The 19,181-nt window shown below is 61.6% G+C and carries 12 protein-coding genes; 8 read left to right on the top strand and 4 right to left on the bottom strand.

Annotated features, from left to right (window positions below; translation table 11 throughout):
* Window positions 1-208: 208 nt before the first annotated feature.
* The 6 genes from FBY10_RS18015 (at window position 209) to FBY10_RS17990 (ending at window position 12,674) form a co-directional block, all read left to right on the top strand.
* Entirely contained in the window at window positions 209-1,507 is a 1,299-nt protein-coding gene (locus FBY10_RS18015) for an MdtA/MuxA family multidrug efflux RND transporter periplasmic adaptor subunit (RefSeq protein ID WP_145337321.1), read from the top strand.
* Window positions 1,504-4,605: an MdtB/MuxB family multidrug efflux RND transporter permease subunit gene (locus FBY10_RS18010; RefSeq protein WP_145337322.1), complete on the top strand. Its 3,102-nt coding sequence runs from the start codon at window positions 1,504-1,506 to the stop codon at window positions 4,603-4,605. The genes FBY10_RS18015 and FBY10_RS18010 overlap by 4 nt, the downstream gene beginning before the upstream one ends.
* Entirely contained in the window at window positions 4,602-7,709 is a 3,108-nt protein-coding gene (locus tag FBY10_RS18005) for an efflux RND transporter permease subunit (RefSeq protein WP_145337323.1), read from the top strand. Before FBY10_RS18010 ends, FBY10_RS18005 begins: the two co-directional genes overlap by 4 nt.
* Entirely contained in the window at window positions 7,706-9,175 is a 1,470-nt protein-coding gene (locus FBY10_RS18000) for an efflux transporter outer membrane subunit (protein ID WP_131696558.1), read from the top strand. Before FBY10_RS18005 ends, FBY10_RS18000 begins: the two co-directional genes overlap by 4 nt.
* A gap of 602 nt (window positions 9,176-9,777) precedes the next feature.
* A complete protein-coding gene (locus FBY10_RS17995) occupies window positions 9,778-11,874 on the top strand; it encodes a bifunctional diguanylate cyclase/phosphodiesterase (RefSeq protein ID WP_145337324.1) in 2,097 nt (698 codons plus the stop codon).
* 53 nt (window positions 11,875-11,927) lie between these two features.
* Entirely contained in the window at window positions 11,928-12,674 is a 747-nt protein-coding gene (locus FBY10_RS17990) for an SDR family oxidoreductase (RefSeq protein WP_131696554.1), read from the top strand.
* A 122-nt stretch (window positions 12,675-12,796) separates the two neighbouring features.
* Here the strand turns inward: FBY10_RS17990 and mapR are convergent, their stop codons facing one another.
* The 3 genes from mapR to FBY10_RS17975 form a co-directional block, all read right to left on the bottom strand.
* Complete coding sequence (mapR, locus tag FBY10_RS17985) at window positions 12,797-14,206, bottom strand: GntR family transcriptional regulator MpaR (RefSeq protein WP_027606390.1); 1,410 nt, start codon at window positions 14,204-14,206, stop codon at window positions 12,797-12,799.
* A gap of 100 nt (window positions 14,207-14,306) precedes the next feature.
* Window positions 14,307-15,716, bottom strand: a complete 1,410-nt coding sequence (gene ccoG / locus FBY10_RS17980; RefSeq protein WP_131696553.1) for a cytochrome c oxidase accessory protein CcoG — start codon at window positions 15,714-15,716, stop codon at window positions 14,307-14,309.
* A gap of 183 nt (window positions 15,717-15,899) precedes the next feature.
* Entirely contained in the window at window positions 15,900-16,139 is a 240-nt protein-coding gene (locus FBY10_RS17975; protein ID WP_145337325.1) for a DUF3203 family protein, read from the bottom strand.
* Window positions 16,140-16,259: 120 nt separating this feature from the next.
* Here FBY10_RS17975 and FBY10_RS17970 point away from each other — a divergent pair, with 120 nt between their 5' ends.
* On the top strand, window positions 16,260-16,751 hold the full coding sequence (locus tag FBY10_RS17970) for an MgtC/SapB family protein (RefSeq protein WP_131696551.1): 492 nt from the start codon (window positions 16,260-16,262) through the stop codon (window positions 16,749-16,751).
* Here FBY10_RS17970 and FBY10_RS31515 read toward each other — a convergent pair.
* Entirely contained in the window at window positions 16,729-16,905 is a 177-nt protein-coding gene (locus FBY10_RS31515) for a hypothetical protein (RefSeq protein ID WP_167655506.1), read from the bottom strand. The genes FBY10_RS17970 and FBY10_RS31515 overlap by 23 nt on opposite strands.
* Before the next feature lie 205 nt (window positions 16,906-17,110).
* Between FBY10_RS31515 and FBY10_RS17965 the strand changes: the two genes are divergently transcribed.
* Entirely contained in the window at window positions 17,111-19,099 is a 1,989-nt protein-coding gene (locus tag FBY10_RS17965) for an alpha-1,4-glucan--maltose-1-phosphate maltosyltransferase (protein WP_145337326.1), read from the top strand.
* Window positions 19,100-19,181: the final 82 nt, after the last annotated feature.

Genomic DNA, 19,181 nt, shown 5'->3' with positions numbered 1-19,181 from the left:
TTGCAGTAACACGTTCGATACATGATTGCGGCCTGGCCTAGTCCAGGCCGTTTTTATTTGCATGTCAGGCGCTTAGCGAAATAGCTGTCGGACTAAGCCGCAGAAGTTAAAAGTTGTAAGCCCAAGGTAAATAGCCGGTAAAGGCGCTTTTCTTAACGCGCTCCAGTGCTTATCTTTCAGCCTCCCGAAGAAGAAGCTCTCGCGCCCAATGGTTGATCACTCCATGCAATCCTCCCCCCGCAACTCCCGCCGCTGGCTGTTCGGCCTGCTCGTGCTGCTGGTTATCGCCGGCCTGTGCTGGAAATTCTGGCCAAGCGGCGCCGCCCACAAAGACGCACCGGCCGGGCACACCGGCAAAACCGGCATGGCGCGCCCGGGCTTCGGCGGGTCCACCGGCCCGGTGCCGGTGCGTGTGGCGCCGGCGGTGCTGGGGGAGTTCCCGGTGTACTACAAGGCCTTGGGCACGGTCACCGCGCTCAATACCATCAATGTGCGCAGTCGGGTGGGCGGCGAGCTGGTCAAGATCGCTTTTGAAGAAGGGCAGATGGTCAAGGCCGGCGACCTGCTGGCCGAGATCGACCCGCGCAGCTACCAGAACGCCTTGCTCCAGGCCCAGGGCACGCTGATGCAGAACCAGGCCCTGCTGAAAAACGCCCAGGTCGATGTCGAGCGTTATCGTGGCCTATATGCCCAGGACAGTATCGCCAAGCAAACCCTGGACACCGCCGAAGCGCTGGTCCTGCAATACCAGGGCACGGTCAAAACCAACCAGGGCGCGGTGGACGACGCCAAGCTCAACCTCGAGTTCACCAGGATCCGCGCGCCTATCAGCGGTCGCGTCGGCTTGCGCCAGGTCGACGTGGGTAACCTGGTGGCGGCCAACGACACCACCTTCCTGGCCGTGATCACCCAGACCCAACCGATCAGCGTGGCCTTCACCCTGCCGGAAAACACCCTCGAAACCGTGCTCGCCCGTTATCGCGCCGGCAACAAGCTGCCCGTGGAAGCCTGGGACCGTGGCGACGTGAAACAGCAGGCCACCGGCGTGCTGCAGAGCCTGGACAACCAGATCGACGTCACCACCGGCACCCTGAAATTCAAGGCGCGTTTCGATAACAAGGACCAGGCGCTGTTCCCCAACCAGTTCGTCAACGTGCATTTGCTTGCCGATACCTTGCACAACGTGGTGCTGGCGCCGTCCGCCGCGATTCAGTTCGGCAACACCGGCACCTTTGTCTACAAGCTCGATGGCGACAAGAAGGTCAAGGTCCAGCCGCTGGTGGTGGGTGACACCGATGGCGACAACACCGTGATCAAGGAAGGCCTGGTCGCCGGCGACCGCGTGGTGCTTGAAGGCACCGACCGCCTCAAGGACGGCAGCGAGATCGAAGTGGTCAACGACAGCAGCGAAGTGCCGACGACGCCAACCGAACACCTGCAAGGCAAGCCAGCGGCTAAAGGGGAGACCGGCACCACCGCCGGCAAGGCGCAAAAGGTCGGTTCATGAACCTGTCGCGGCTGTTTATCCTTCGCCCGGTCGCCACCACGCTGAGCATGCTGGCGATTGTTTTGGCCGGCATTATTTCCTACCGCTTGTTGCCGGTCTCGGCGCTGCCCCAGGTGGATTACCCGACAATCCGGGTGATGACCCTGTACCCCGGCGCCAGCCCCGATGTGATGACCAGCGCGGTCACCGCGCCGCTTGAGCGCCAATTCGGGCAGATGCCCGGCCTGACCCAGATGGCGTCCACCAGTTCCGGCGGTGCGTCGGTGCTGACCCTGCGTTTCAACCTCGATGTCAATATGGATGTCGCCGAGCAACAGGTGCAGGCTGCGATCAACGCCGCCACCAACCTGCTGCCCAAGGATTTGCCGGCGCCGCCGGTGTACAACAAGGTCAACCCGGCGGATACCCCGGTGCTGACCCTGGCCATTACGTCCAAGACCATGCTGTTGCCCAAGCTCAATGACCTGGTCGATACGCGCATGGCGCAAAAGATCGCGCAGATCAGCGGCGTCGGCATGGTCAGCATCGCCGGTGGCCAGCGCCAGGCCGTGCGCATCAAGGTCAATCCCGAAGCCCTGGCGGCCAACGGCTTGAACCTGTCCGACGTGCGCACCCTGATCGCCGCGTCCAACGTCAACCAGCCCAAGGGCAACTTTGACGGCCCCACGCGGGTGTCGATGCTCGATGCCAACGACCAGTTGGTGTCGCCGCAGCAATACGCCGAACTGATCCTGGCCTACAACAATGGCGCGCCTCTGCGCCTTAAAGATGTGGCACAGATCGTCGACGGCGCGGAAAACGAACGCCTCGCCGCCTGGGCCAATGAAAACCAGGCCGTGCTCCTTAATATCCAGCGCCAGCCGGGTGCCAACGTGATCGAGGTGGTCGACCGCATCAAGGCGCTGCTGCCGAGCATCACCGACAACCTGCCGGCCGGCCTCGACGTGACCGTCCTCACCGACCGCACCCAGACCATCCGCGCCTCGGTCACCGATGTGCAGCACGAATTGCTGATCGCCATCGCCCTGGTGGTGATGGTGACGTTCCTGTTCCTGCGCCGGGTCAGCGCGACGATCATTCCGTCGATTGCCGTGCCGCTGTCGCTGGTGGGCACCTTTGGCGTGATGTACCTGGCCGGGTTCTCCATCAACAACCTGACGCTGATGGCCCTGACCATCGCCACGGGGTTTGTGGTGGACGATGCCATCGTGATGCTGGAGAACATCTCGCGCTATATCGAGGAAGGCGAGACGCCGCTGGCCGCCGCGCTCAAGGGCGCCAAGCAGATCGGCTTCACCCTGATTTCCCTGACCCTGTCACTGATCGCCGTATTGATCCCGCTGCTGTTCATGGCTGACGTGGTCGGGCGGCTGTTCCGCGAGTTTGCCATCACCCTGGCGGTGGCGATCCTGATTTCCCTGGTGGTGTCCCTGACGCTCACGCCGATGATGTGCGCGCGTTTGCTCAAGCGCGAGCCCAAGGAAGAAGAGCAGAGCCGTTTCTACAAGGCCAGCGGCGCCTGGATCGACTGGCTGATCGAAGCCTATGGGCGCAAGTTGCAATGGGTGCTCAAGCACCAGCCGCTGACCCTATTGGTGGCCATCGCGACCTTGGGCCTTACGGTGGTGCTGTACCTGGTGGTGCCCAAGGGCTTTTTCCCGGTGCAGGACACCGGGGTGATCCAGGGGATCTCCGAGGCGCCGCAGTCGATTTCATTCGCCGCCATGAGCCAGCGCCAGCAGGAACTGGCGAAAATCATCCTCACCGACCCGGCGGTGGAAAGCCTGTCGTCCTATATCGGTGTGGATGGTGACAACGCCACCCTCAACAGCGGCCGTTTGCTGATCAACCTCAAGCCCCACGGCCAGCGCGACTTGAGCGCGGCCCAGGTGATTACCCGCCTGCAACCGCAGATCGACAAGCTGGTGGGCATCCGCCTGTTCATGCAGCCGGTGCAGGACCTGACCATCGAAGACCGTGTCAGCCGCACCCAGTACCAGTTCAGCATGTCCTCGCCGGACGCCGACCTGTTGGCCCTGTGGAGCGGCAAGCTGGTGCATGCGCTGAGCCAGATGCCGGAACTCACCGACGTCGCCAGCGACCTGCAGGACAAAGGCCTGCAGGTGTACCTGGTGATCGACCGCGATGCGGCCTCGCGCCTGGGCGTCAGTGTGTCGACCATCACCGATGCCCTGTATGACGCGTTCGGCCAGCGGCAGATTTCCACCATCTACACCCAGGCCAGCCAGTACCGCGTGGTCTTGCAGGCCCAGTCGGGAGAAACCCTGGGCCCGGCCGCGCTGAACCAGATCCACGTGAAAACCACCGACGGCGGTCAGGTGCGCTTGTCCAGCCTGGCCCATGTGGAACAGCGCCAGGCGCAGTTGGCAATTGCGCATATCGGCCAGTTCCCGGCGGTGATGATGTCGTTCAACCTCGCCCCCGGCGTTGCGCTGGGCAAAGGCGTGGAGCTGATCAACCAGGCGCAGAAGGACATCGGCATGCCGGTGGGCGTGCAGACCCAGTTCCAGGGCGCGGCACAGGCTTTCGAAGCGTCGCTGTCGAGCACCTTGCTGCTGATCCTGGCGGCGGTGGTCACCATGTACATCGTGCTCGGTGTGCTCTACGAGAGCTACATTCACCCGATCACCATTCTGTCGACCTTGCCGTCGGCAGCGGTAGGGGCCTTGCTGGCCTTGCTGCTCAGTGGCAACGACCTGGGCATGATCGCGATCATCGGCATCATCCTGCTGATCGGTATCGTGAAAAAGAACGCGATCATGATGATCGACTTCGCCCTCGACGCCGAACGCAATCAGGGCCTGGACCCGCAGACCGCGATCTACCAGGCGGCGCTGCTGCGTTTCCGGCCGATCCTGATGACCACCCTGGCTGCGCTGTTCGGTGCAGTGCCGTTGATGCTGGCCACCGGCTCCGGCGCTGAATTGCGCCAGCCCCTCGGCCTGGTGATGGTCGGCGGCTTGCTGGTGAGCCAGGTGTTGACGCTGTTCACCACGCCAGTGATCTACCTGTACTTCGATCGCCTCGGCCGCCGCTGGCGCAAAGAGCCGCAAAGCCTGGAGCCGGTTGAGTCATGAACCTGTCCGGACCTTTCATCCGCCGACCGGTCGCCACCATGCTGCTGAGCCTGGCGATCATGTTGCTGGGCGGTGTCAGCTTCAACCTGCTGCCGGTGTCGCCGCTGCCACAGATCGATTTTCCGGTGATCGTGGTCTCGGCCAGCTTGCCCGGCGCCAGCCCCGAGGTGATGGCGTCCACCGTGGCGACGCCGCTGGAGCGCTCCTTCGGCGCGATTGCCGGCATCACCACCATGAGCAGCTCGTCGAGCCAGGGCTCCACCCGGGTGATCCTGGCATTCGATTCCGACCGTGATATCAACGGTGCCGCGCGGGAAGTGCAGGCAGCCATCAATGCCTCGCGTAACCTGCTGCCCAGCGGCATGCGCAGCATGCCCACCTACAAGAAGATCAACCCGTCCCAGGCACCGATCATGGTGCTGTCGCTGACCTCGGACGTGTTGCAGAAGGGCCAGTTGTACGACCTGGCCTCGACCATCCTCTCCCAAAGCCTGTCCCAGGTGCCGGGCGTGGGCGAAGTGCAGATCGGCGGCAGCTCCCTGCCGGCGGTGCGTATCGAGCTGGAACCCAAGGCCCTCGACCAGTACGGCGTGGCCCTGGACGACGTGCGCAACACCATCGCCAACGCCAACCAGCGCCGGCCCAAGGGTTCCCTGGAAGACAGTGAGCGCAACTGGCAGATCCAGGCCAACGACCAGTTGGAAAAGGCTAAGGACTACGAGCCGCTGCTGATTCGCTACCAGGACGGCGCTGCCTTGCGCCTGAAGGACGTGGCAAAGATCAGCGACGGCGTGGAAGACCGCTACAACAGTGGCTTCTTCAACAATGATGCGGCGGTGCTGCTGGTGATCAACCGCCAGTCCGGTGCCAACATCATCGAGACCGTCAGGCAGATCAAGGCACAACTGCCGGCGTTGCAGGCGGTGCTGCCGTCCAGCGTCAAGCTCAGCCTGGCCATGGACCGCTCGCCGGTGATCACCGCGACCCTGCATGAAGCCGAGATGACCCTGCTGATTGCGGTGGGGCTGGTGATCCTGGTGGTGTACCTGTTCCTCGGCAACTTCCGCGCCTCGCTGATTCCAACCCTGGCGGTGCCGGTGTCACTGGTGGGCACCTTCGCGGTGATGTACCTGTACGGTTTCTCGCTGAACAACTTTTCGCTGATGGCGCTGATCCTGGCCACCGGCCTGGTGGTGGACGATGCCATCGTGGTGCTGGAGAACATTTCCCGGCACATCGACGCGGGTGTGCCACCGATGAGGGCCGCCTACCTGGGGGCCGAGGAAGTCGGCTTTACCCTGCTGTCGATGAACGTGTCGCTGGTGGCGGTGTTCCTCTCCATCCTGTTCATGGGCGGGATCGTCACCAACCTGTTCCGCGAGTTTTCCATCACCTTGTCGGCGGCGATCATCGTGTCGCTGATCGTCTCGCTGACGTTGACGCCGATGCTCTGCGCCCGTTGGCTCAAGCCCCACGTGAAAGGGCAGATGACCGGCCTGCAGCGCTGGAGCCAGAAGATCAACGACCGCATGGTCGCCGGCTACGCCACCAGCCTGGACTGGGTGCTGCGCCACCGCCGCCTGACCCTGCTCAGCCTGTTGCTGACCATTGGTTTGAACGTGGCGCTCTACGTGGTGGTGCCGAAGACCTTTATGCCGCAACAGGACACCGGCCAATTGATCGGCTTTGTGCGCGGCGATGACGGCCTGTCGTTCAGCGTCATGCAGCCGAAGATGGAAATCTTCCGCAAGGCGGTGCTCAAGGACCCGGCGGTGCTCAGCGTGGCCGGCTTTATCGGTGGCAACAACGGCACCAACAATGCGGTGATGCTGGTGCGCCTCAAGCCCATCAGCGAACGCAGGATTTCTGCCCAGGCGGTGATCGAGCGGCTGCGCAAGGACGTACCGCTGGTACCGGGCGGGCGTCTGTTCCTGATGGCCGACCAGGACCTGCAATTTGGCGGCAGCCGTGACCAGACCAGCGCGCAGTATTCCTACATCCTGCAAAGCGGTGATCTCGCAGCGCTGCGCCTGTGGTACCCGAAAGTCGTGGCCGCCTTGCGTGAGCTGCCGGAACTGACGGCCATTGACGCCCGTGAAGGGCGCGGCGCGGCCCAGGTCACGCTGATTGTCGACCGCGACCAGGCCAAGCGCCTGGGCATCGACATGGACATGGTCACGGCAGTGCTCAACAACGCCTACAGCCAGCGGCAGATTTCCACCATCTATGACAGCCTCAACCAGTACCAGGTGGTGATGGAGGTCAACCCCAAATACGCCCAGGACCCGATCACCCTCAACCAGATGCAGGTGATTACCTCCAGCGGCGCGCGGGTGCCGTTGTCGACCATTGCCCATTACGAGAACAGCCTGGCGAACGACCGCGTCAGCCACGAAGGCCAGTTCGCCTCGGAAAACATCGCCTTCGACATGGCGCCTGGGGTTACGGTGGAGCAGGGCACGGCCGCGATCGAGCGGGCGATTGCCAAGGTCGGCCTGCCGGAAGACGTGATCGCCAAGATGGCCGGCACCGCCGATGCATTTGCCGCCACGCAGAAGGGCCAGCCGTTCATGATCCTCGGCGCTCTGGTGGCGGTGTACCTGGTGCTGGGCATTCTGTATGAGAGCTACATTCATCCGCTGACGATCCTCTCGACCCTGCCGTCGGCCGGTGTCGGCGCCATGCTCGCGATCTACCTGACGGGCGGCGAGTTCAGCCTGATCTCGTTGCTGGGTCTGTTCCTGCTGATCGGCGTGGTGAAGAAGAACGCGATCCTGATGATCGACCTGGCCCTGCAACTGGAGCGCAACGACGGCATGGGGCCGCTGGAGTCGATCCGCAGTGCTTGCCTGCTGCGTTTGCGACCGATCCTGATGACCACCCTGGCGGCCATCCTCGGTGCCTTGCCGTTGCTGCTCGGCGCTGGCGATGGCGCGGAAATGCGTCGTCCTTTGGGCCTGACCATTATCGGTGGCCTGATCTTCAGTCAGGTCCTGACCCTCTACACCACCCCGGTGGTCTACCTCTATCTCGACCGCGCGCGCCACCGCTTCAACGCCTGGCGCGGCGTGCGTACCGATGCTGCCCTGGACACTGCGCTATGACCGATTCAACCTTTGCCAAATTGGCCATGATCCGTGGTTCCCGTGTTGCGAGTCTGGTGCTTTGCGGCGCACTGCTCAGCGCCTGCGCCGTCGGTCCGGATTACAAGCGTCCGGAAGTCGTCGAGCCCGCGCAATTCAAGGAAGCCCAGGGCTGGCGCCAGGCCACCCCCAGCGACTCGCTGGCCCGTGGCGCCTGGTGGGAGCTGTATGGTGATCGCCAGCTCAACGACCTGGTGCTGCGCCTGAATAATTCCAACCAGACCGTGGCCCAGGCCGAAGCGCGCTTTCGCCAGGCCCAGGCGCTGGTGCGCAGTTCACGCGGGGCGTTTTACCCGAGCGTCGACCTGAGCGCCGGTAAAACCCGTGCCAGCCAGGGCACCGGCAGCAGCAGCGCCAGCCTCAGCAGTTCCAGCAGCGGGATTCGCGACACGCTCAACGCACAGTTGGGCGTGAGCTGGGAAGCGGACATCTGGGGCAAATTGCGCCGTGGCCTGGAGGCCAACGAGGCCAGCGCCGAAGCCAGCTCGGCGGACTTGGCCGCGATGCGCCTGAGCCAACAGTCGGAACTGGTGCAAAGCTACCTGCAACTGCGGGTCATGGACGAGCAGACACGCCTGCTGCAAGCGACCCTGGAGACCTACCAGCGCTCCCTGCAAATGACCGAGAACCAATACCGTGCCGGCGTCTCCGGCAAGGACGCGGTGGCCCAGGCGCAAACCCAGCTCAAGACCACCCAGGCCAGCCTGATCGACCTGATCTGGCAGCGCGCCCAACTGGAAAACGCCATCGCCGTATTGATTGGCGAGGCACCGGCCAACTTCAACCTGGCGGTGAGCAAGGACATTCCGGCGCTGCCGCAGATTCCGGTCAGCCTGCCGTCGCAGTTGCTTGAGCGTCGCCCGGACATTGCTTCGGCCGAACGCTCGGTGATCGCCGCCAACGCCAATATCGGCGTGGCCAAGGCCGCCTATTACCCGGACCTGACGCTGAGCCTGGCCGGTGGGTATTCCAGCAGCACTTATGCCGACTGGATCAGCCTGCCGAATCGCTTCTGGTCGGTAGGGCCGAAACTCGCCATGACCCTGTTCGACGGCGGCCAGCGCTCTGCGGAAGTCGACCGCACTGTGGCGTCCTACGACGAAACCGTGGCCAAGTACCGCCAGACCGTGCTCGACGGCTTCCGTGAAGTGGAAAACTACATGGTGCAGCTCAAGGTGCTGGAAGACGAGGCGGTGGTCAGCAACGAAGCGCTTGAGGCCGCCCGAGAATCGCTGCGCTTGACCCAGAACCAGTACAAGGCCGGGTTGATTGCCTACTTGGACGTAGTGACTGTCCAGGCCACTGCGCTGAGCAACGAGCGTACCGTGCTGACCCTGCTGCAGAGCCGCCTGGTGGCCAGCGTGCAACTGATCGCCGCACTGGGCGGTGGCTGGGATGGGCAGACGCCGATTGCCGAGAAGGATTGATCTTGAGGAGGACGGGGGTTCCTTGGCAGGGAGCTTGCTTATATAGCAGCTCCCCAATACAGGCCGCCGACCTAAATCCGTACCTCTGCTGCTATCAAATGCTACTAGCTCCCCTCCCGCAGGAAGGGCGGTTGTATTGGCATATATAAGAAGATTAGATTTCAAAGGGACGTATTTTAGAATTTCTCCTATCTCACCGGAGACTCTGAATTTTAAAAATCGAGTGTCCGAGTCTTTAATTTCGTACTCTTTTCCGGCTCGAGAACGATAGGTTACGACCTTGTTTTCAAAGCCATCTATTCTCCCCGCACACCTCATACTCTTCCCGGTTGTAGCAAAGATGAAGGCCTGCTAAAGGCGCATGGTTCGCCTCTTTTGGCTCAGTTATCCGAAGTGGGATAGCGCTTGGGCGTACCTGAAAACGCACGTGCCTTCGAGCCATGGCCCTAAATCATGTGGGTCTTCGAGCCAGTAGATTGGCGTCAAATTGCCATTAATGGCCTTCTGATAATTAATCAACTATCCAATAATTATTCTCGCTACAATCGCGCGCTTTGCCACTTGGCACGGGCGTTTCAGGTCCGATGCCCACGAGAAGTCCCATGCTCATCGGTAGTTATTCACCCTCGTTGGTCGTGATCTCCCTGTTTGTCGCGATCTTGGCTTCCTACACCGCGCTGGACCTCAGCGGCCGCATCGCGACGGCCAAAGGGCGCGCTGTTTATTTATGGATAGCCGGCGGTGCCCTGGCGATGGGCGTGGGGGTGTGGTCCATGCACTTCATTGGCATGCTGGCGTTGCGCTTGCCGTTCGCGCTGGGCTTTGACGTGGGTATCACCGGCCTGTCGTTGTTGATCGCGGTGCTGTCCAGCGGCTTTGCGTTATGGCTGGTCAGCCAAGCCCGTTTGCCCGCCTGGCAACTGGCGTTCGGCGCGCTGGTCATGGGCAGCGGTATTGCCAGCATGCACTACACCGGCATGGCCGCGATGCGCATGACCCCGGGTATCGATTACGACCCCACGTTGTTCGGCGCTTCGTTACTGATCGCGGTGGCGGCTTCCGGTGCCGCATTGTGGATCGCATTTAACCTGCGCCGTAATACCCCGTTTGTGCGCCTGGCCCGAGGCGGGGCGTCGATGGTGATGGGGTTCGCCATTGTCGGCATGCATTACACCGGTATGGCGGCGGCACGTTTTGCCGATGAAAGCTTCTGCGGTGCGGCATTGGACGGCTTGAGCGGCAAGGGCCTGGATAACCTGGTATTGGTCACGACACTGGCGGTGCTGGCGATTGCATTGCTCACCTCGTTGCTCGATGCCCGTCTGGAAGCACGCACCGCCGTGCTCGCCGACTCCTTGTCCCTGGCCAACCAGGAACTGACTCACTTGGCCCTGCACGACATGCTCACAGGCCTGCCCAACCGCACGTTGTTGGCGGATCGCATTCAACAGGCCATTGAAGCGGTAAAAGAGCAGGGCGGTTGCTTCGCCTTGATGTTTATCGACCTGGACGGCTTCAAGCCGGTCAACGATGCTTTTGGTCATCACATGGGTGACCAGTTGTTGCGCGAAGTCGGCCTGCGCCTGCGCGAAGACCTGCGCAGCCATGACACCCTGGCGCGTATCGGTGGTGACGAGTTTGTCTTGCTGGTGCAGTTGACGCAGTCCGACGATGCCCTTGGCCTCGCCGAACGCCAGGTGATGCTGATCAACCGCGCGTTCCAGGTGGCCGAGCATGAGTTGAAAATTTCCGCCAGCCTCGGCATCGCGATGTTCCCGGGCAACGGTAACAACCCTCAGGAGCTGTTGATGAACGCCGACGCCGCCATGTACCACGCCAAGGGCATGGGCAAGAACGGCTACAGCTTTTTTGATGTGTCGATGAACACCAATGCGCGCAAGCAATTGCAGTTGCTGCAAGACCTGCGCAATGCCCTTGAGCAAGAGCAATTTCGTCTGTACTACCAGCCCAAGTTTGATGCGCTCAGTGGCATCCCGGTGGGGGCTGAAGCGCTGGTGCGCTGGGAGCATCCACAACAAGGCCTGTTGTTGCCGGCCACTTTTATCGAGTTGGCGGAAAAAACCGGCTTGATCATCCCCATCGGCGAATGGGTGCTCAATGAGGCCTGTCGCCAAATGAGCGTATGGTACGCCCAGGGTTATGAGCACTGGCGTATCGCGGTGAACTTGTCGGCGTTGCAGTTCTGCCACGCCGGGTTGGTCAACAGCGTCGCCGGCGCACTTGCCCGGCACCGGTTGCCGGCTAACAGCCTGACCCTGGAAATCACCGAGACCACCGCCATGAGCGATGCTGATGCAAGCATGACGGTGTTGCAGCAGCTGTCGGACATGGGCGTGGACCTGTCCATCGACGACTTCGGTACCGGCTATTCGAGCCTGATGTACCTCAAGCGCCTGCCCGCCAACGAGCTGAAGATCGACCGTGGGTTTGTGCGTGACCTGGAGCACGACAGCGACGACGCGGCCATCGTCTCGGCCATCGTTGCCCTCGGCCAGGCCCTGGGGCTGCGGATTGTCGCTGAAGGGGTGGAGACGAATGTGCAGCAGAGCTTCCTCACGCGGCTGGGCTGCAACTCCCTGCAAGGTTACCTGCTCGGCCACCCGCTGCCGGCGGACAGCTTCATGGCCGATATCCAGCGCGCCGAAGACGCAGCGATGCCTGACAAAAGCCTTGCGTGACGGTTAGTATTGGATCCACCCCGTACACCCGCTTCGATCAGGAGACCGCACGCATGGACAAAGTTGTCATCATCACTGGGGGCAGTCGCGGCATTGGCGCCGAAACGGCCTTGCTGGCGGCGCGCGAGGGCTATCGCATCTGCATCAACTACCACTCCGACGAAAAAGCCGCCCATAGCGTCCTGGAACGGGTACGCGGCCTGGGTGCCCAGGCCATTGCGGTGCGCGCGGATGTCAGCATCGAAGATGAAGTGATTGCATTGTTCCACCGTGTCGACGCCGAGCTGGGCCGCGTCACGGCATTGGTGAACAACGCCGGCACCGTGGGGCACAAGTCGCGGGTGGACGAGATGTCCGAGTTCCGCATCCTGAATATCCTCAAGACCAATGTGCTCGGCCCGATCCTGTGTGCCAAGCACGCGGTGCTGCGCATGTCGCCCAAGCATGGCGGGCAGGGCGGCAGTATCGTCAACGTGTCTTCGGTGGCCGCGCGCCTGGGTTCGCCGGGTGAATACGTCGACTACGCCGCATCCAAGGGTGCGCTCGACACCTTCACCCTGGGCCTGTCCAAAGAAGTGGCCGGCGAGGGCATTCGCGTCAACGCGGTACGCCCCGGCTACATCTTCACCGACTTCCACGCCCTGAGCGGCGACCCGGACCGGGTCAGCAAGCTGGAGTCCGGGATTCCCATGGCGCGTGGGGGGCGACCGGATGAAGTCGCGGAAGCGATTATCTGGTTGCTGTCGGACAAGGCGTCGTATGCCACGGGGACTTTTTTGGATTTGGGTGGCGGTCGCTAGTGACGCAGTGCCTGCACCGGCGCCATCGGGGGCAAGCCCTCTCCCACACTTGAGAGTATTCACAGCTCAAAATGTGGGAGGGGGCTTGCCCCCGATAGCGTCAGAAAGCGCAACGCCACAACTTAAAACGACCGCACAATCCGCCCCAACGTCTCCATCGCCTTCTCCGAGGCCTCGGTCCATGGGCTGCCGTAGTTCAGGCGAATACAGTTTCTGAAGCGTTGCGTCGCCGAGAAAATCGGCCCGGGTGCAATGCTGATGCCTTGCGCCAGCGCCATCTGGAACAACTTCAACGAATCGGTCTGCTCCGGCAATTCCAGCCACAGGAAATACCCGCCGGCCGGTTGGCTCACCCGCGTCTGGGCCGGGAAGTAGCGGGCGATGGCGGCCAGCATCGCGCTTTGCTGTTCTTCCAGGGCATAACGCAGCTTGCGTAGATGCCGGTCATAACCGCCGTGCTGCAGGTAGTCGGCAATCGCCGCTTGTGCCGGCATCGAGGGGCACAGCGAGGTCATCAACTTCAAGCGCTCGACTTTCTGCGCATAGCGCCCAGCGGCCACCCAGCCGACGCGATAGCCCGGCGCGAGGCTCTTGGCGAAGGAACCGCAGTGCATCACCAGGCCTTCAGTGTCGAAGGCTTTGGCCGGTTTGGGGGCCTGCTGCCCGTAGTACAACTCGGCGTACACATCGTCCTCGATCAGCGGCACCTGGTGGCTACGCAGCAGTTCCACCAGCGCCTGTTTTTTCGCTTCCGGCAGCGTCGCGCCCATGGGGTTCTGGAAACTGGTCATGGTCCAGCAGGCCTTGATCGGGTAGCGCTCCAGGGTTTGCGCCAGGGCACCCAGGTCAATGCCGTCGCGCGGGTGTACGGGGATTTCCACCGCCTTGAGCTTCAGGCGTTCCAGCACTTGCAGGCAGGCGTAGAACGCCGGGGCCTCGATAGCCACCAGGTCGCCTGGTTCGGTGACCGCTTGCAGGCACAGGTTCAACGCTTCCAGGGCGCCGTTGGTAATCAGCAGTTCTTCCATGGGCAGCATCAGGCCGCCGACCATATAGCGCAGGGCTATTTGTCGGCGCAGTTGTGGGTTGCCCGGCGACATGTCGGTGACCACCAGGCGCGGGTCCATTTCGCGGCTGGCACTGGCCAGGGAACGGGCCAGGCGTGGCAACGGGAACAACATGGGGCTGGGGAAGGCCGAGCCGAAGGGCACGGTATTGGGGTCTTTGATTGAGTCGAGTACTGAGAACACCAACTCGCTGACATCGACTTCGGTGGACTCATGCACCTGCTCGCTCACCACCGGCTCGGAGAACGGGCTGGGGGCATGGGTGTTGACGAAGTAGCCGGAGCGCGGCCGTGCACGGATCAACCCGCGCCGCTCCAACAGGTAGTAGGCCTGGAACACCGTGGACGGGCTGACGCCATAGGTCTGGCTGGCATAGCGCACCGAGGGCACACGCTGGCCGGGGCCGAGCACGCCGGAGCGGATCAGTTCTGCGATGTCGTCGGCGAATTTTTCGTAGCGTTTCATTTTGGCCTTAAACAGATGTTTTGTATGAGTGGAGATCCCACTGTGGGAGGGGGCTTGCCTCTCCCACATGTGACCTTCATCATTTTTCGATACCGAGGTCTCAGCGGTTGAGCGGCGCCACGAATCGGCTATCGGCAAGGCTGTAAATGCTCGGTGCATCCACGTCTGTCACCTTGAACCGCAACGTCTGCGAACTGCTCGCCGGCTTGTCGGCCAGCAACGCCACCGAGACCGGAACGTCACTGATTTCACCAGGCGCCAGGCTGATCTCGGTCTTGCCCTGCAACTGGAAGTCTTCGGCATCCACCAGTTCCAGGCGGTATTCCTGGCGCTGCTGGGTCTTGTTAATGACCTTGAGGCTGTAGATGTTTTCGATCTGACCCTGGGCGTTCTCGCGGAACATGCCACGGTCCTTGGTCACGTCCAGCGAGACCATTGGCCGCTCCACCAGTGCCACCACCAGCGCGGCAATCATCACCAGCAACACGGCACTGTAGCCGATCAGGCGTGGCCTGAGCAGATGGGTCTTGCCGCCTTGCAATTGATGCTCGCTGGTGTAGCTCACCAGACCACGGGCATAGCCCATCTTGTCCATGATCGAATCACAGGCGTCGATGCACGCCGCACAGCCGATGCATTCCATTTGCAGGCCGTCGCGAATGTCGATGCCGGTGGGGCAGACCTGGACGCACAGCTGGCAATCAATGCAGTCGCCGAGGCCGACATCGGCCGGCGTGACCTCGCGTTTACGCGGGCCGCGATGCTCGCCACGGGCGCTGTCGTAGGAAATAGTCAGCGTGTCTTTATCGAACATCACGCTCTGGAATCGCGCATACGGACACATGTGCATGCACACCGCTTCGCGCAGCCAACCGGCGTTGATGTAGGTAGCACCGGTGAAAAACAGCACCCAGAACAGACTCACGCCACCCATTTGCCAGGTCAGCAGTTCGGCGGTCAGTGGGCGGATCGGCGTGAAGTAGCCGACAAAGGTCAGCCCGGTGAGCACGCTGATGCTCAGCCACAACGTGTGTTTGGCCGAGCGCCGCGCGAGCTTGTTCAGGTTCCAGGGCGCCGCTTGCAGCTTGATGCGCTGGTTGCGCTCGCCCTCGGTGACCTTTTCGCACCACATGAACAGCCAGGTAAACGAGCTTTGCGGGCAGGTGTAGCCACACCACACGCGACCGGCGAACACCGTGATCGCAAACAGGCCGAAGGCGCAGATGATCAGCAAAGCCGATAACAGGATGAAGTCCTGGGGCCAGAAGGTGGCGCCAAAAATATGAAATTTGCTTTCGGCCAAGTCCCACAGCACGGCTTGCCTTCCACCCCAGTTCAGCCACACGGTGCCGAAGAACGCCAGGAACAGAAAGCCCGCGCCGCCCACGCGCAAGGTGCGGAACAGGCCGGTGAAACTGCGGGTATGGATCAGGTTGTCGCTGGATTTGGCCTTCACCTTCTTTGGGTGCATCGGCTCAAAGGTTTCCACGGTTGGGATTCGTTCGCTCATGTCGTTCGCTCATCAGCCTCCATCAGGCCGATGAACTATGGGCGCCGGTCTGTTTGCATAACAGACTCAGGTGTGTCGATAAAAAGCGGATCAGATGGGTTTTTTACAGGCGCCTGCGTCAATGTGCTGCACCCCGTGGCTGAAGGGGTGCAGCCCTGTCGAAGCAGTACTGATACAGATCAATTAAATCAGCGAACCAGGTTCTTCAGTCTTTACATGTTGGCGGCCATCGTGGGCACCTGCCACCGTCAGGGCGTCGGCCTCGGCTTCGGTGATATAGATCCGCTCAGCTGCCAGTTCCACGTAAGACATGGATTTGTCGGTGTCGGTAACGATATTGACCCTTGTCGCCGGCACACTCTGTTCCTGGCCGTTGTCATCAAGCATGAAGTAGCACAGTTGGTTTTCGATACGTAGGGGCATGCCGATCTCCTTTTTCGTGGGCTATGAAGGTTAGGGGTCGGCAATGTGCGTGGGTTCAAGGCAACTGACTGGCGGTCGCGGCTGTCCATTCTTTATCAATAAAGACAAAGGACAGTGTTCATGGACGCTTGGTGGCATGAAGTGTGGCAAACCCTGCAGGCCGAATTCGCCGACCTGGGCGACGCAAAACAGCTCACTCAAATTACCGTTCGCCTGCTGATCGCGGCGCTGTTGGGGGGCATCCTCGGGTTTGAGCGCGAGCACAAGGGCAAGGCTGCCGGTGTGCGCACCCATATGCTGGTCGCAATGGGCGCCGCATTATTTGTGCTGGTGCCGCAGATGTCCGGCAATCAGGCAGATGCCATGAGCCGCGTGGTGCAGGGCGTGATTGCCGGGATTGGTTTCCTGGGCGCCGGCACCATCATCAAGGGCAAGGATGATGACGAGGGGCATGTGAAGGGCCTGACTACGGCCGCCGGTTTGTGGATGACCGCTGCGATTGGGGTCTCGGCCGGATTGGGTCGGGAATCGACAGCGGTGCTGAGTACCTTACTGGCGTTGGCGGTGTTCAGTGTGATGCCAAAAATCGTCAAGCAGTTTGAAAAGGACTGACGATCACCGGCGGCATGGTTGTCGGCGGTTCCTCCACCGGCGGCGGCTCATTTTCCGGCGGTTCTTTCTCGGGAATCGGTTGCGGCTCGGTAGGCGGCAGGGTCGGGTTGTCGATATTCGGGTCTGGGGTTTCCGCGGGGATCGGGATATTCATCGGTGTGGCCTCCTTTGTGCTTTGCTCTAGCGGTGGACATTCGCAGGGGCCAATTGATTCCCCCGCCCGATGGAGTTACATCCAGCTGAACTTTTAACCTCGGCCCAAGCTCGGACCTATAGCGGCCCTGCTCAGGGAGAGCGCTGCCGTATCAGAATTTGGATCAAGCAAAGAGCGTCCACAGGGCGTAAGGGGAAGATGCTCGATGACTGCTGAAACACTGGCTACAGAAGACTCCATATTGCCGCTGTCCCAGGCGCTGATGCTGCCCAGGATCGCGATCGAAAGCACCTCACCCGTGATCGACGGCGGCGAATTTGCCGTCAAGGCGGTAGTGGGCCAGCGGGTCAACGTCACCAGCAAGGTATTCGCCGACGGCCACGACAAGCTGGCCGTATTGATCCGCTGGCGCCCCCTGCATGAAGAAAGCTGGCACAGCGTGGTCATGAACGACGTGGGCAACAATGGCTGGGAAGGTGGGTTTACCGTCACCGTCCAAGGCCCTCACGAATACTGCATCGAGGCCTGGATCGATACCTTCGCCAGCTTCTGTTACGAACTGCGTAAAAAGCATGAAGCCAGCGTGCCGGTCAGCCTGGAATTGCAGGAAGGCCGCAGCCTGGTGCTGCAGGCCGCCGAACGCAGCGACAACGAACTGCGCGACCGCCTGATGCTGTTGCATCACGAACTCTCAGGCCTGCTGGAAACCGAGCAGGTCGCGCTGTTTTTGCACGAAGACAGTGCACACTTGATGACCCAGGCCGACCACCGCGCCTACTTGAGCATCAGTACCGTCTACCCGATTGATGTGGAGCGCGAGGCGGCGCAGTTTGCCAGTTGGTACGAGCTGTTTCCCCGCTCGATCACCGACGATCCTGCACGTCACGGTACGTTTAATGACGTGCACGCGCGGTTGCCGATGATTCATGACATGGGTTTCGACGTGCTGTACTTCCCGCCGATCCACCCGATCGGCCGCAGCCACCGCAAGGGCAAGAACAATTCCCTGACCGCAGGCCCCGATGATCCGGGCAGCCCGTATGCCATCGGCAGCGAGGAGGGCGGCCACGAAGCCATTCATCCGCAGTTGGGCAGCCGCGAGGACTTCCGCCGCCTGGTCAAGGCCGCCGCCGAGCATGGCCTGGAGATCGCCCTGGATTTTGCCATCCAGTGCTCCCAGGATCACCCGTGGCTCAAAGAGCACCCGGGCTGGTTCAACTGGCGCCCGGACGGCACGATCAAATACGCCGAGAACCCACCGAAGAAGTATCAGGACATCGTCAACGTCGACTTCTATGCGGCGGATGCGATCCCGGGCCTGTGGACTGAACTGCGCGACATCGTGGTCGGCTGGGTGGAAGAGGGCGTGAAGACCTTTCGCGTCGACAACCCCCACACCAAGCCACTGCCCTTTTGGCAGTGGCTGATCGCCGATGTACGGGCAAAGCATCCCGAGGTGATCTTCCTCGCCGAAGCATTCACCACCCCGGCGATGATGGCGCGCCTGGGCAAGGTCGGTTACTCCCAGAGCTATACCTATTTCACCTGGCGCAACAGCAAGGCCGAGTTGGGTGAGTACCTGACGCAATTGAACGAGTCGCCGTGGCGCGAATGCTACCGGCCGAATTTTTTCGTCAATACACCGGATATCAACCCAGGCTTCCTGCACCAATCCGGCCGCCCGGGTTTCTTGATCCGCGCGGCGCTGGCCACCATGGGCTCAGGCCTGTGGGGCATGTATTCGGGCTTTGAACTGTGCGAAGCGGCACCTGTGCCCGGCAAGGAAGAATACCTGGACTCGGAGAAATACGAGATCCGCCCTCGGGACTTCACCGCGCCCGGCAACATCATCGCCGAAATCGCCCAGCTCAACCGCATCCGCCGCCAGAACCCGGCGTTGCAGACACACCTGGGCCTGAAACTCTATAACGCCTGGAACGACAACATCCTCTACTTCGGCAAGCGCAGCGAGGATGGCAGCAACTTCATCCTGGTGGCGGTCAATCTCGACCCGTTCAATGCCCAGGAAGCCAACTTCGAGTTGCCATTGTGGGAACTGGGCCTGCCGGACGATGCGCAAACCCAGGGCGAAGACCTGATGAACGGTCATCGCTGGACCTGGTATGGCAAGACCCAGTGGACGCGGCTGGAGCCGCAGATGCCGTTCGGGATCTGGCGCATCAGCACCTCCTGAGCCTGGTGAAGATAAACATGTGGGAGGGGGCTTGCCCCCTCCCACATTGACCCGGTTCAGTCTGCAAGCTTTTTCGAGTATT

Source organism: Pseudomonas sp. SJZ103, from assembly GCF_007828335.1.
Lineage (GTDB): Bacteria > Pseudomonadota > Gammaproteobacteria > Pseudomonadales > Pseudomonadaceae > Aquipseudomonas.
This window is presented reverse-complemented; position numbering and strand designations above follow the sequence as displayed.